We start from the raw sequence: 13,781 nt of genomic DNA, 5'->3' as shown, positions 1-13,781 counted from the left end.
ACCTGGAGGACGGTGCCGCGGAGTGGGTCCGCGGCACCGCCTCTCCAAGTAGCCGACAATCGTTACTTCTTCTTGACTTCGATCTCGTTGAGGATCGGGTCACCGGACTGGTTGAACTTCACGTTCTGGACGTTGTTCGAGTAGCCCGAGTTGACCTTGTAGTACCAGAGCGGGATGGACGGCATGTTGTCGACCAGGGACTTCTCGGCCGTCTGGTACAGCTCCGCCGACTTCTCGATGGTAGGCGCCGCGTCGGCCTCCTTGACCAGCTTGTCGAAGTCCTTGTTGGAGTAACCGCTGGTGTTGCCGGCCACACCGGTGCCGTAGAGGTCACGGAGGAAGTTGCCGTTGAACGGGTAGTCGAGCACCCAGCCACCGCGGTACATCGACTTGACCTCCTTGGCGTCACGCGCCTCGAGGTCGGTCTGGAAGTCGGCCTTGGAGTCGCCGGAGCACTCGACGCCGGTGGCCTCGCGGATGCTGTTGCAGACCGCTTCGACCCATTCGCCGTGGCCGCCGTCGGCGTTGAACTGGATGGTGATCTTGTTACCGGGGACACCGCCACCGGCCTCGATCAGCTTCTTGGCCGCGGCCGGGTCGTACTTGGTGACGTCACCAGCGGCACCCGCCTTGAAGCCGAGCACACCCTGGGCGACCCAGCCGGTGGCCGGGGTACGGCTGCCCTGCAGCACGGTCTTGGTGATCGTGTCGCGGTCGATCGCCCTCGACAGGCCCTGGAGGACCCGGTTGTCGATGCCCTTCCACTGCTTGGTGTAGAAGGCCGGGACGATGGACTGGACGGCCGAGTAGTCCTGGTCGATGGCGCGGTCGCCCAGGTCGGTCTTGTAGTTCGCGAGGCTCGCGGCCGGCACCTGGCGGATGACGTCGACCTTGTCGGAGAGCAGGTCGGCGTAGGAGGCCTCGGGGCCGGTGTAGTTCTTGAAGAGCACGCCGCCGTTCTTGGGCTTGTTCGGGCCCTTGTAGTCGGCGTACGTCTTCACCTCGATCGACTTCTTGTGGTCCCACTTGACGAACTCGTAGGGGCCGTTGCCGACCGGCTTCTCGCCGTAGCCCTCAGGGTCCTTGAAGAAGCCGGACGGGAGCGGCGCGAAGACGTTGTACGCGAGCTTGTACTCGAAGTACGCGAGCGGCGCGCTCAGGGTGATGGTGAAGGTGTTGTCGTCGACGACCTTCAGGCCGGACATGGCGTCCTTCTTGGCCTTGCCCTTCTCCGGGTGGACGTCCGCGTAGCCCTCGATGTCGGAGAACCAGGAGGCGTTGGTCTGGTTGTTCGCGATGTTCGCGGCCCAGTTCCACGCGTCGACATAGGACTTGGCGGTGACGGCCTCACCGTTGTGGAACTTCCAGCCCGACTTGAGCTTGACGGTCCACACCTTCGAGTCGTCCGTGGTGATGGACTCGGCGTTGGTGTAGGTGATCTTGCCGGAACCGTTCTCGTAATCGACAAGAGTGTCGAAGAGCGAGGTGACGACGTCGGAGCCGTAGCTCTCCATCGTGTTCGCCGGCTGCAGCGGGTTCTGCGGCTCACCACTCTCGAACGTCACGATGCCCTTGGCATCAACGGCGCCCTTGTCGTTCCCCTTGTCGCCGCCGTCATCACCGCCACCACCACAAGCGGTCACGCTCAGCGCCACAACCGCGGCTATCGCCACCCACTTGGCGCTCTTCGCACCCCGCATGGGTTCCTCCTCATGAGTCCATTTGTTCACCACAGGAGGGAATACCAGACACAGCACCGACACGTGGGACGGAGAAAGTTGGGTACTCCCCTGGCTCGTGAGGCCGACGCGCCCCCCTAGACGCGTGACCCTTTGACCCGAGCTCTACGCGCCTAACTATCTGCCATGGGCCAGCGCCCGACCACCTTCGCAAGGTCTCGGTTCGATCACACCTTGCGCCTACTTCTTCCAAAATCCGGACAAAGGGTTTGGTGAGAGATCCCTGCGAAACGGACTTGTTACATATTTATCGGTCGCAGCCGTCCGCATACCGGACGCGATTGCGGAAAAAACGGGTTGCGGAATATCCGCTCTCGTGCAGGGGTGCCGAGGGCACGCTCATCTGCCACATACGCAAGGAGTCCCCTCCCCACGTAGCCGACAGGTTTCCGTCCGTCCGCCGGGCTGCCGTTGGACACGGCGCGACGAGAATCGCGGGATTCGCCGGCACACCCTTGGGGAAACCTGTGCATCCAGCAGCGTAGTGGGAATCGGCCAGGCCGAGAGCGTCTTCTCCCGCAACGAAGGGTTTTCCCTACCCCCGGGTAGGGGTCGCGGTTGGCACCGCACTTGCCGCACTCCGGATCTCAACAGCCGCGTGCGGCCCAAGCCGCCGCCCTCCAGTTCGCCCGTCGACGAGAGTCGTCGCCGAGAGCAGGGCGACGATCCCTCGCGAGAACACGCACGGCCCAACACGCGGAGACGCCGCGTCCGACGCCAAGCCGCCGCACAGGAGCGAGTCGACCGCACGCTGCGCGAGATCCTCGTGGCGCGACCGGACCGATCCCGTGTCGCGTCGAGGTGCGACTAGCAGGATCCACGACCAGCATCCCACGAGATAACCCGGCAAGACACACTTGGGCATTCGCCAGCTGTCCTACCTCATCGGCCGGGGATGGCACCCGGACCTGCGGGGCCATCGGGGGCAATGAGCCGACGCAGGACATGTCCAGCCACGTGAGCACCCTGTCGCGCGCGAACATTCATCACAAAGCGAGCCGGCTGAAGGCGAACTCAGAGAGCCCTCAGTGCCTGGGCATCGGCGCGTCGCCAAGCCCGCCAAGCGGATCCTCTGCACCCGCAAGGACAGCGCGACCACCGACCTGAAGTGCCAGCGAAATACGACATCAATAGCAACAAAAAGGCGATAACGGTGTACCCAGCAGCAAAGTCCGCAGTGAACTGGTGCTGCCTGGGCGCCAGGGAGTGCAAATCGTCACAAATAGTCAGCTACAGGAAAGAAAGTCCTCAAACCAACGGCTTAGCCCGACCCGCAAGGCCCCTGTCCATTGCTGATGCTCTTGCCGCCTGCCGGCGGAAGCCCCCTGGCCCGGTGACATCGGTCGACGCTTGGCAGGACCACCTCAAAGTTTCCTCAATTGAGTAGCACTACCGCGCTGTTGGCGTTTTACTCATCGAGCGATCAGCCAAGCAGCCATTCTGGCAGCAGAGTTCACGACGAGCACTCCCCCGCCGCAGCAGCGACGGGCACGACTGCTACGACCCAGGCACGTTCTTTACGCACATCTTTGCCACATGGCTGACAACAATGGCCAAAGCGCCTATGAGGCGCCAACACGGGGAGTTTGTATGAGATCCATCGCTAGCGGAGTCGTCGCACTAACCCTGGCCGGTTCCGGGTTGGTCGCCGTGGCTGCACCGAGCTACGCCTCCTGCGCACCGCAGAAGAAGATCATAAAGATCTCCAACATCAAGCGCATCGACAAGAAGACCAACCTGGTGAGTAGCGCCATCCAGGGGCCTGGCGACGTCTCCTACTCGGAGACGACGACTGCGACTTCGTCGTGGGGCGGGTCCGCGGCGGTGGAGGGAGACCTCAGCGCCATTTTCGCCTCGCTGAAGGTCAAAACCGAGATCAATCACTCCAAGACGTGGTCCAAGGCCAAGTCCTGGCGATACACCCTGCACATCGCCAAGGGCAAGACACAGCGCATCCGGATGTTCCACCGCCATAGCGAACTTACCGTCACCAAGAAGACCTTCAACACGGGCATTTGCAAGTACAGGACGACCTACAAGAAGAGGATCCACGTGCCGTACTCGGGCAACGCGGACAACGTGTGGAAGCGCGAAAACGTCTAGAATTCCTGCCTTCACCTCGCAGTGACGGTCCGGCCACTCCCCCTGGGGGAACGGCCGGACCGTCTGCGTGAACAGCGAGCCAGTATTTAGCCGTGCTTGGCGCGGCTCGCGGCGCGGGCGCGCTCGCGGGCGTCCAGGTTGACCTTGCGGATGCGCACGGCCTCCGGGGTCACCTCGACGCACTCGTCGTCGCGGCAGAACTCCAGGGACTGCTCCAGGGAGAGCTTGCGCGGCGGGACGATGGCCTCGAACGAGTCGGCCGAGGAGGACCGCATGTTCGTGAGCTTCTTCTCCTTGGTGATGTTCACGTCCATGTCGTCGGAGCGCGAGTTCTCACCGACGATCATGCCCTCGTAGACCTCGGTACCGGGGTCGGTGAACAGCACACCGCGCTCCTGGAGGTTCGTCATCGCGAACGCGGTGACGGCGCCGGAGCGGTCGGCGACGAGCGAACCGTTGTTGCGGGTCGTCAGCGTGCCGAACCACGGCTCGTGGCCCTCGTGGATGGAGTGGGCGATGCCCGTGCCGCGCGTGCCGGTCAGGAACTCCGTACGGAAGCCGATGAGGCCGCGGGACGGAACGACGAACTCCATGCGGACCCAGCCGGAGCCGTGGTTCGACATGTTGTCCATCCGGCCCTTGCGGACGCCCATGAGCTGCGTGACCGCGCCCATGTGCTCCTCGGGGACGTCGATCGTCATGCGCTCGACCGGCTCGTAGACCTTGCCGTCGACGATCTTGGTGACCACCTGCGGCTTGCCGATGGTCAGCTCGAAGCCCTCACGGCGCATCTGCTCGACCAGGATGGCCAGCGCCAGCTCACCACGGCCCTGGACCTCCCAGGCGTCGGGACGCTCGGTGTCGAGGACACGGAGGCTGACGTTACCGACCAGCTCGCGGTCGAGGCGGTCCTTGACCTGGCGGGCGGTGACCTTGCGGTCCTTGACCGCGGCCTTGTTGTCCGCGCCCTTGCCGGTGCCACCGCGGCCGACCAGCGGCGAGGTGTTCGTGCCGATGGTCATCGAGATCGCCGGCTCGTCGACCGTGATCAGCGGCAGCGCGATCGGGTTCTCGGTGTCGGCGAGGGTCTCGCCGATCATGATGTCCGGGATACCGGCGACGGCACAGATGTCACCGGGGCCGGCCACCTCGGCGGGCTTGCGGGTGAGCGCCTCGGTCATCATCAGCTCGGTGATGCGGACGTTGGCCATCGTGCCGTCACGCTTGATCCATGTGACGGTCTGTCCCTTGCGCAGCTCGCCCTGCTCGACGCGGAGCAGCGCGATACGGCCGAGGAAGTTGTCGGCGTCCAGGTTGGTGACGTGCGCCTGGAGCGGGGCCTCCTCGTCGTACGACGGGGCCGGGACGTGCGACAGGATCGTGGAGAAGAACGGCTCCAGGCTGTTGCTGTCGGCCGGGACGGTGCCGTCCTCCGGCTTGGTCAGCGAGGCGACACCGTCACGCGCACACGCGTAGACGATGGGGAACTCGATCTGGTCCTCGTCGGCGTCGAGGTCGAGGAAGAGGTCGTAGGTCTCGTTGACGACCTCGTCGATGCGCGAGTCCGCGCGGTCCGTCTTGTTGATGCACAGGATGACGGGCAGGCGCTGCTGAAGCGCCTTGCGCAGCACGAAGCGGGTCTGCGGCAGCGGACCCTCGGAGGCGTCGACGAGCAGGACCACCGCGTCGACCATCGACAGACCGCGCTCGACCTCGCCACCGAAGTCGGCGTGACCGGGGGTGTCGATGATGTTGATGGTGATGACGTCGCCGCCATCCTTCGGGTGGTACTTCACCGCCGTGTTCTTGGCGAGGATCGTGATGCCCTTCTCACGCTCCAGGTCGTTCGAGTCCATCATGCGGTCGTCGAGCGACTCGGCGGCGTGCGCGGCGAAGGCACCGGCCTGCTTGAGCATGGCGTCGACCAGAGTGGTCTTGCCATGGTCGACGTGGGCGACGATGGCAACGTTGCGGATGTCGTGGCGCGTGGCCATATTGAGGCGCTTCTCCCGGAGTGTGAGGACGGCCTGCGCTGACATCTGTGTCGCGCGGACCCTGCCGGGCTGGACACGCCACGGCCTCACCCCATGGTACGGGGCCGCGGGCACCGAGGCTCCCCGGGCCGTTTCGGCCCAGCTCAGCCCGGCTCAACCCCAGCTCAGGGCCGCTTCTCGGCGGCTCGGGCCGCCTCGGCCGCCCGCGAACCGACCGGGCACAGCTCCTCGGCCGCGGCCCGCCCGGCCGCCCCGTCCGGCGGGGTGTCACAGGGCAGGAATCCCGTGCCGACCGTCTCCCAGGTGTGGACGCGGCCCCGCGCCGGCTCGGCGTCCCCGCAGGTGTACGTGAAGCGGGCGTCGACGAATCCGATCTGCTTCCAGAGGTAGTACGGGCCGTCGAGCCCCCCGGCATGCCATCCGAACTCCGACTCCTCGGGCGGCTCCTCCTCGGACGGATCCGCGAGCGGCTCCTCCACCTTCAGATGCGCACCCAGTGCCTTGATCACCCGGGCCGGGGACACCCCTTCGGGCGCACCGGTGACCGTGGGCCGGTGGACGGTGCCGGGTTCCAATGGATGCAGACGGGTCTCGTAGGAGTGCGTCCCCTTCGCGAAGGTGACCGGTTCGCCGAGTGCCGTCGGCCACGTCGTCCGGCGTACGCCGGACCAGGTGTACTTGCCGTCCGCGCAGGACACGCCCGCCCGTGCGCGGCCGTCGTCCGGGGCGGCCGCGCCACCGGGACCACCCGTGCAGGCCGTCGCCCCCAGCGCCAGCGCCAGCACCCACACCGACACACCCGCACCCGCACCCGCACCCGCCGCGCGGTTCCGCCGTACCGAGTCGTGCATCGCCCGACCTCCCCCTCCGCATACGTCGGCCGCCGCCCGCGTGAGTACGGGGGCGGCGGCCGAGGTCCGTGGGGCAAGGATCCCCTATGAGGCGGTGGGGCGCGCCGGTCCCTTCGCGCCCTTCTTCAGGAAGCCCATGTCCTCGTAGACCGGGGTCTGGAAGCCGAAGGCGCCCGCGTTCGCGAGGGTGGTGCGGGCGGCGACGAGCTGGGGCCGCTGGTACAGGGGGATGGACCCGGCGGCGGCCCAGATGCGGGCGTCCGCCTTGCGGATCAGCGCGCGGGTCTTCGACTCGTCGAGGGTGGAGAGGGCCTGGTCGAACAGCTGGTCGACGCGGTCCGTGCCGACGCGCGTGTAGTTCTGCTCGACGTTCAGCGAGCCGTCGGCCGCCGGCACCGGCTTGGCGTAGATCGGCCGGGCGTCGGTGGCGGGGTACGCGGAGGTCGGCCAGGAGTACAGCGCGAGGTCGTACTGTCCGTTCGCGATGTGGTCCTTGAAGTAGCTCTCGTCCGGGACCTTCGTGATCTCCGTCCGGATCCCGACGCGCTCCAGCATCACCGCGATCCGCTCGCCGACGGCCCGCAGCGACTCCGTCCCCGGTCCCGACGGCAGTACGAACCGCAGCGTCAGCAGCTTGCCGTTCTTGGCGAGCGGCCCCCGCGCGGCATCGGCGGGCGCCCGCGTCCCCTGCGGGGCGTACGCGCCGGGCGCGCCGCCCGGCTTGAACTGCTTGCCGTCCTGGGCGAGGTTCTCGTCGGCGTCGTAGGGCTTGTCGTCCCCGCCGACGACGTACGTGCTGTCGTCCGCGGAGGAGCCGGACTTCTCGGAGCCGCGTTCGCCCGATCCGCTGCCGGGCTTGTCGGAACCGGAGTCGTTCTTCGTGCCGCGGCTCTCCCCCTCCGCGCCGGCCGCCTTCTTGCTCTCCGCCACGGGCTCGCGGGGTTCGAGGGGGCCGCCCTGTTCCCAGCCGGCGTCGGCCAGGAGGGCCCGCGCCTCGTCGGCGTCCTGGCCGCCGAGGGCGCCGCTGTTGTCCGCGTAGGCGGCCTGACCGGCGAGGGCGAGGTGGCTGCCGACGGGCTCGGCGGGCAGACCGAGGGGTTCGAGGACGAGGGCGGCGAGCTTCTCGCGGTCGATCGCGCGGGCCACGGCGCGGCGGACGCGCTCGTCGGCGAGAGGACCGTCGGAACCGTTCAGCGCGAGCTGGGTGAAGGCGGGTTCCAGGGACCGGCGGACGGCGAAGCCCCGCAGGGCGGACTGCTGCGAGAGGTACTCGGCGAGCGCCGCGCGCCGCTTCTCACGGGCACGGGTCTCGCCATCGGCGGCCTTCTCGTCCGAGCCGTGCGCGAGGGCCCAGGACCGCAGCGACTTCGCGGGGGTCAGGCCGGACTCGGGGCCGTGCGCCCCGCCCTCCCGGCCGAGCGGGCCGCGCTGCGAGAGCGGCGGACCGGCGCCTTGCGCCTTCTTCTTCTTGTCACGGGAGGCGAGCATGATCCGCTCGGCCTGCGCGGAGTCGATCTCGGCGATGTCGACCTTGTCCTCGGCCAGCGCCTCGTCCCGCTCGGCGCGCGGTACGGCGCGCAGAACCAGCTCGGAGAGCTTGGCGGTCCGTCCCCACCAGCGGGGGTTGCGGGCCAGCGTGACCTGGCCGGCCTTGCGGTCGACCTCCTTCAGCGCGAACGGCCCGGCGGTGACCTTGAGCTGCTTGCGGGCGCCGTCGTTGAAGGAGTCGGGGGTACCCATCACCTGCTTCGGGTACAGCGGCGAGAACAGCGACTTCCAGTCGGCGTACGGGCGGGCGAAGGTGACCCGGACCTCCAGGTCGTTGTCACCGCGTTCGATCTTCTCGATACGTTCGTAGCCGGAGTTCCTGGCGGTCCAGTACGCGGCGTCCTTGCCGGACAGGGCCCGCCACTGCGCGGCGAAGTCGGCGGCGCCGATCTCGCGGCCGTCGCTCCACACCGCCTGCTGGTTGAGCTTGTAGAGGACGACCTGCCGGGGCTCGCGTTCGACGACCTTCGCGGATTCCAGGAAGTCGGCGTTGAGCTGGGGGCGTCCGCCGGCGTCGAGGCGGTACATCGACGGCAGGACGGCACCGGCGATGCGTGCCGTGGTCGGGTCGGCGTCCGACTGGAAGGTGTTCAGCGTCTCCGGTACGGCGTCCACGGCCCAGCGCAGGGTGCCGCCGTCGGCGACGCGGTCGCGTGCGGCGGGCGCGATGTCCTGTCCGGCCAGGGGTCTGCCCGCCGGATCCTCCTCGCTGCAGCCGCTCAGGCCGGGCACCGTGAGCACGCCTGCGGCCAGGAACGCCAGGGTGCGGCGCCGGGCGCGCGGTCGAACGCGGTCGTGGGGAATCGGCATCACTGCGACCTCCTCGCTCCGCGGTGGGAGAACGGGGACGGGGGTGGCTCTGATCACGTTCGGCGGTATATGGAGCTGATCAGACGGATGCGGCCCACTGAAGAGGACGGGGTTCTCGTGGGGGTGGCGACACGACGAGGGGGGCGGCCGAACCCACCCGTTTGGGCGCCATGAAGTCGGGTGGGGCGCCTTGGGACCCGGTGGGCTCTGTTGTTCGGCGGGCGCGCGTCCGGCGGGACTTCTCGCGCGGTTCCCCGCGCCCCTGAGAAGCAGGGGCTGCGCCCCGAGCTTCTCAGGCCCGCAGGGGCCTGGGTCTTCACGGGCGCGGGGAACCGCGCGGGAAGCCCCACCGGGCCGCACCCGACAACGCACCCGGCAACGCGACCGCACCCCCGACGCTCCCCGGCGCAAAAGAACACCGCACACGGCTTCCCACCGGCACGTGTGACGCGCGACACTCGCAGGCGCATGAACATTGCCGCCTTGGGGTCACCACCCCCTGAAAGCGAGGGCAAGTCATGTCCGTGCACGACGACTTGACGGCAGTCCGGCGCTGCCTGGACGAACTGACCCGGTCCGTACGCCGCCTGGAGCAGCAACTCGGCGGCAGCGGCCTGGAGATACGCCGCGTCAGAACCGACGCCGACCACCTGCGCGAAAGCGTCGCGCTGCTCGGCGAGGCCGCCCCCGCCCTGGCGAAGCCACGCCGCCCGGACCTGGTCCCGATCCCCGACACCCCGTACGACAGCTCACTGTGGACGGACTCGGACGACGAGGGCCTCGGCGCCCGCGACCGCCGCGCCCCCTGACCGCCGCAACCGACCGCCCCACGCCCCGAAAGCCCAGCCCCCAGCCCTCGTCCCCGACACGCCAAGAACCCGACCGGGAGTCCCCCGTTGGCCACTGGTACGGAACCACCGGCAACTGAACCCCATCCCCGGCGGGGCGGCGTACGGACCCGTACGCGCGCCGCGATCTCCGCCCCGCACCTGCGCACCGACCGCTGGTGGCTGGCCCCCGCCGCGACGGCCGCCGGCCTGCTGGCGTTCATCGTGTACTCGACGTGGCGGGCCTTCGCCGACGCGCACTACTACGCGGCCCCGTACGTCTCGCCGTTCTACTCGCCCTGTCTGGCGGAACGCTGCGTGCCCATGCGCGGTGGCCCCAACTGGGAGCTCCTCGGCGGCTGGTGGGGCATCTCACCGGCGATCATCATCCTGATCTTCCCGCTCGGCTTCCGCCTGACCTGCTACTACTACCGCAAGGCCTACTACCGCGGCTTCTGGGCCTCCCCGCCCGCCTGCGCGGTCGCCGAGCCGCACCGGAAGTACTCCGGCGAGACCCGGTTCCCGCTGATCCTGCAGAACCTCCACCGGTACTTCTTCTACGCGGCCCTGCTCGTCGCCTGCATCCTCACCTACGACACGGTCCTGGCCTTCCGTGACGAGAACTACGCGTGGGGCCACATGGGCCTCGGCACCCTCGTGTTCCTCGTGAACATCGTGCTGATCTGGGCGTACACCCTCTCCTGCCACTCGTGCCGGCACATCGTCGGCGGCAAGCTCAAGCACTTCTCCAAGCATCCCGTGCGCTACCGGATGTGGAGTTGGGTCGGGAAGCTCAACGCCCGCCACATGCAGCTGGCCTGGGCGTCGTTGGTGAGCGTGGCGCTCGCCGACTTCTACGTGTACCTGGTCGCGTCCGGCGTCTTCGACGATCCGGCCCTCTTCTAACAGACAAAAGGTGCTTCTGATGTCCGTGGTCGAACGACAGGAGTGGGACGTCGTCGTGATCGGCGCCGGCGGCGCCGGGCTCCGCGCCGCGATCGAGGCCCGTGAGCGGGGCGCCCGTACGGCCGTGATCTGCAAGTCCCTGTTCGGCAAGGCGCACACCGTGATGGCGGAGGGCGGCATCGCGGCCGCCATGGGCAACGTCAACTCCGGCGACAACTGGCAGGTCCACTTCCGCGACACCATGCGCGGCGGCAAGTTCCTCAACCAGTGGCGGATGGCCGAGCTGCACGCGCGCGAGGCCCCCGACCGGGTGTGGGAGCTGGAGACCTGGGGCGCCCTCTTCGACCGTACGAAGGACGGCCGGATCTCGCAGCGCAACTTCGGCGGCCACGAGTACCCGCGCCTGGCGCATGTCGGCGACCGTACGGGCCTGGAGCTGATCCGCACGCTCCAGCAGAAGATCGTCGCGCTCCAGCAGGAGGACCACAAGGAGACCGGCGACTACGAGTCCCGGCTCAAGGTCTTCCAGGAGTGCACGGTCACCCGGGTGCTGAAGGACGGCGGCCGGGTCTGCGGCGTCTTCGGTTACGAGCGCGAATCCGGGCGCTTCTTCGTCCTCGAAGCGCCGGCCGTGGTCATCGCCACCGGCGGGATCGGCAAGTCGTTCAAGGTGACGTCGAACTCGTGGGAGTACACGGGCGACGGCCACGCGCTGGCACTGCTCGCGGGGGCGCCGCTGCTGAACATGGAGTTCGTGCAGTTCCATCCGACGGGCATGGTCTGGCCGCCGTCGGTCAAGGGCATCCTCGTCACGGAGTCGGTGCGCGGGGACGGCGGTGTCCTGCGCAACTCCGAGGGCGAGCGGTTCATGTTCGACTACGTCCCGGACGTCTTCAAGGAGAAGTACGCGGAGTCCGAGGAGGAGGGCGACCGCTGGTACGAGGACCCGGACCACAACCGCCGCCCGCCCGAACTGCTGCCGCGCGACGAGGTGGCGCGGGCCATCAACGCCGAGGTGAAGGCGGGCCGGGGCTCGCCGCACGGCGGGGTCTTCCTGGATGTGTCCACGCGGATGCCGGCGGAGACCATCCGGCGCCGACTCCCCTCGATGTACCACCAGTTCAAGGAGCTGGCGGACGTCGACATCACGGCGGAGGCTATGGAGGTCGGGCCCACCTGTCACTACGTGATGGGCGGGATCGCGGTCGAGTCGGACACGGCGGCGGCGCGGGGGGTGCCGGGCCTGTTCGCGGCCGGGGAGGTGGCCGGCGGGATGCACGGCTCCAACCGGCTGGGCGGCAACTCCCTCTCCGACCTGCTCGTGTTCGGCCGCCGGGCGGGGCAGCACGCGGCCGCGTACACGGCGGGGCTGAGCGGGGCCCGGCCACCGGTGGACGACATCGAGGTGGACACGGCCGCCGCCGAGGCGCTGCGGCCGTTCTCCGCCGAGGGTCCGGAGCCCGGCCTGGAGGCCGGCCGGCCGCCGGAGAACCCGTACACCCTCCACCAGGAACTGCAGCAGGCCATGAACGACCTGGTCGGCATCATCCGCCGCGAGGGCGAGATGGAGCAGGCACTGGAGAAGCTGGCCGACCTGCGGGTGCGGGCGCGCCGGGCGGGGGTGGAGGGGCACCGGCAGTTCAACCCCGGCTGGCACCTCGCCCTCGACCTGCGGAACATGCTGCTGGTCAGCGAGTGTGTGGCCCGGGCCGCGCTGGAGCGCACCGAGTCGCGTGGCGGCCACACCCGCGAAGACCATCCGACGATGGACCGCGACTGGCGCCGGATCAACCTGTTGTGCCGGCTCTCCGATCCGACGGGCGGGCCGGAGACCTGGGATCCCGTCGTCGGCCAGATCGCCCTCACCCGGGAGACCACCGAAGCCATCCGTCCCGACCTGCTCGCCCTGTTCGACAAGGAGGAGCTGGTCAAGTACCTCGCCGAAGAGGAGCTGTACGAGTGAGCGGCTACGACAGCGGCTGTGCCGGCCACGAGGAGGCGCGGTCATGAGCGGTTACGAGGCCCGCTTCAGGGTGTGGCGGGGCGATGTGCGGGGCGGCGCTCTGGAGGACTTCGAGGTCGAGGTGAACGAGGGCGAGGTGGTTCTCGACATCATCCACCGGCTCCAGGCGACCCGGACGCCCGACCTCGCCGTCCGCTGGAACTGCAAGGCGGGCAAGTGCGGTTCGTGTTCCGCCGAGATCAACGGCCGTCCCCGGCTGATGTGCATGACCCGGATGTCGGTGTTCGAGCGGGACGAGACGATCACCGTCACGCCGCTGCGGGCCTTCCCGGTCGTGCGTGACCTGGTCACGGACGTGGGATTCAACTACACCAAGGCGCGCGAGGTCCCGGCCTTCGTGCCGCCGGAGAAGCTCGGTCCCGGTGAGTACCGCATGATGCAGGAGGACGTGGACCGTCCGCAGGAGTTCCGCAAGTGCATCGAGTGCTTCCTGTGCCAGGACACCTGCCATGTCGTGCGCGACCACGAGGAGAACAAGCCGGCCTTCGCGGGCCCGCGCTTCCTCATGCGCGTCGCGGAGCTGGACATGCACCCGCTGGACGCGGCGGAGGACACCGGCCTGGACCGCAAGAGGACGGCCCAGGACGAGCACGGCCTCGGCTACTGCAACATCACCAAGTGCTGCACCGAGGTCTGCCCCGAAGGCATCAAGATCACGGACAACGCGCTGATCCCGTTGAAGGAACGTGCCGTGGACCGCAAGTACGACCCGCTGGTGTGGCTGGGGTCGAAGATCAGGAGGCGGTCCTCGGCGGGGTGAGGTCTGCCCTCTGGGGGCGTCCGCGTCGTCGTCCGGGCATCGCGGTCGCCGCGCGTCACCACCCGGGCGCCACCGGGTGGCGACGCGGCCGGGGCGGCTCGCGGGGTACGACAGCACCGAGCCGGCGACGGTCAGGACCCGCCTCGCGGGGGAAGCGGTCCTGAGGGGCCCTCGCCGTCGCCGCCGACCTCCGTCTCCCCCACTCCGCCGCACCCCGCTC

Annotated in this window: 9 protein-coding genes; 5 read left to right on the top strand and 4 right to left on the bottom strand. The window is 68.6% G+C overall.

The features are described from left to right. Positions 1-62: 62 nt before the first annotated feature. Positions 63-1,700, bottom strand: a complete 1,638-nt coding sequence (locus ACWCRJ_RS13975; RefSeq protein WP_450939511.1) for a peptide ABC transporter substrate-binding protein — start codon at positions 1,698-1,700, stop codon at positions 63-65. 1,575 nt (positions 1,701-3,275) lie between these two features. Between ACWCRJ_RS13975 and ACWCRJ_RS13970 the strand changes: the two genes are divergently transcribed. After that, positions 3,276-3,842 (top strand): hypothetical protein, encoded by a 567-nt coding sequence (locus tag ACWCRJ_RS13970; protein ID WP_450939510.1) that lies wholly within the window; start codon positions 3,276-3,278, stop codon positions 3,840-3,842. Between the two features lie 86 nt (positions 3,843-3,928). Here the strand turns inward: ACWCRJ_RS13970 and typA are convergent, their stop codons facing one another. From typA to ACWCRJ_RS13955, 3 genes are all read right to left on the bottom strand, one after another. Then, entirely contained in the window at positions 3,929-5,836 is a 1,908-nt protein-coding gene (gene typA, locus ACWCRJ_RS13965) for a translational GTPase TypA (RefSeq protein ID WP_033525542.1), read from the bottom strand. 164 nt (positions 5,837-6,000) lie between these two features. Next, positions 6,001-6,687, bottom strand: a complete 687-nt coding sequence (locus tag ACWCRJ_RS13960; protein ID WP_450939509.1) for a hypothetical protein — start codon at positions 6,685-6,687, stop codon at positions 6,001-6,003. Between the two features lie 84 nt (positions 6,688-6,771). After that, positions 6,772-9,045, bottom strand: a complete 2,274-nt coding sequence (locus tag ACWCRJ_RS13955) for an ABC transporter family substrate-binding protein (protein ID WP_450939508.1) — start codon at positions 9,043-9,045, stop codon at positions 6,772-6,774. Between the two features lie 518 nt (positions 9,046-9,563). Here ACWCRJ_RS13955 and ACWCRJ_RS13950 point away from each other — a divergent pair. From ACWCRJ_RS13950 to ACWCRJ_RS13935, 4 genes are all read left to right on the top strand, one after another. Further along, on the top strand, positions 9,564-9,854 hold the full coding sequence (locus ACWCRJ_RS13950) for a hypothetical protein (RefSeq protein ID WP_005480660.1): 291 nt from the start codon (positions 9,564-9,566) through the stop codon (positions 9,852-9,854). Between the two features lie 87 nt (positions 9,855-9,941). Next, positions 9,942-10,778 (top strand): hypothetical protein, encoded by an 837-nt coding sequence (locus ACWCRJ_RS13945; RefSeq protein ID WP_450939507.1) that lies wholly within the window; start codon positions 9,942-9,944, stop codon positions 10,776-10,778. Between the two features lie 19 nt (positions 10,779-10,797). Continuing rightward, positions 10,798-12,741, top strand: coding sequence for a fumarate reductase/succinate dehydrogenase flavoprotein subunit (locus ACWCRJ_RS13940; RefSeq protein ID WP_450939506.1), 1,944 nt, complete (start codon positions 10,798-10,800; stop codon positions 12,739-12,741). 43 nt (positions 12,742-12,784) lie between these two features. Then, positions 12,785-13,561, top strand: coding sequence for a succinate dehydrogenase/fumarate reductase iron-sulfur subunit (locus ACWCRJ_RS13935; protein ID WP_046918485.1), 777 nt, complete (start codon positions 12,785-12,787; stop codon positions 13,559-13,561). Positions 13,562-13,781 lie beyond the last annotated feature (220 nt).

This window comes from Streptomyces sp. NPDC002324 (genome assembly GCF_053593335.1).
Note: the sequence above shows the minus strand (reverse complement) of the source record. Positions and strands in the feature narration are given on the sequence as shown.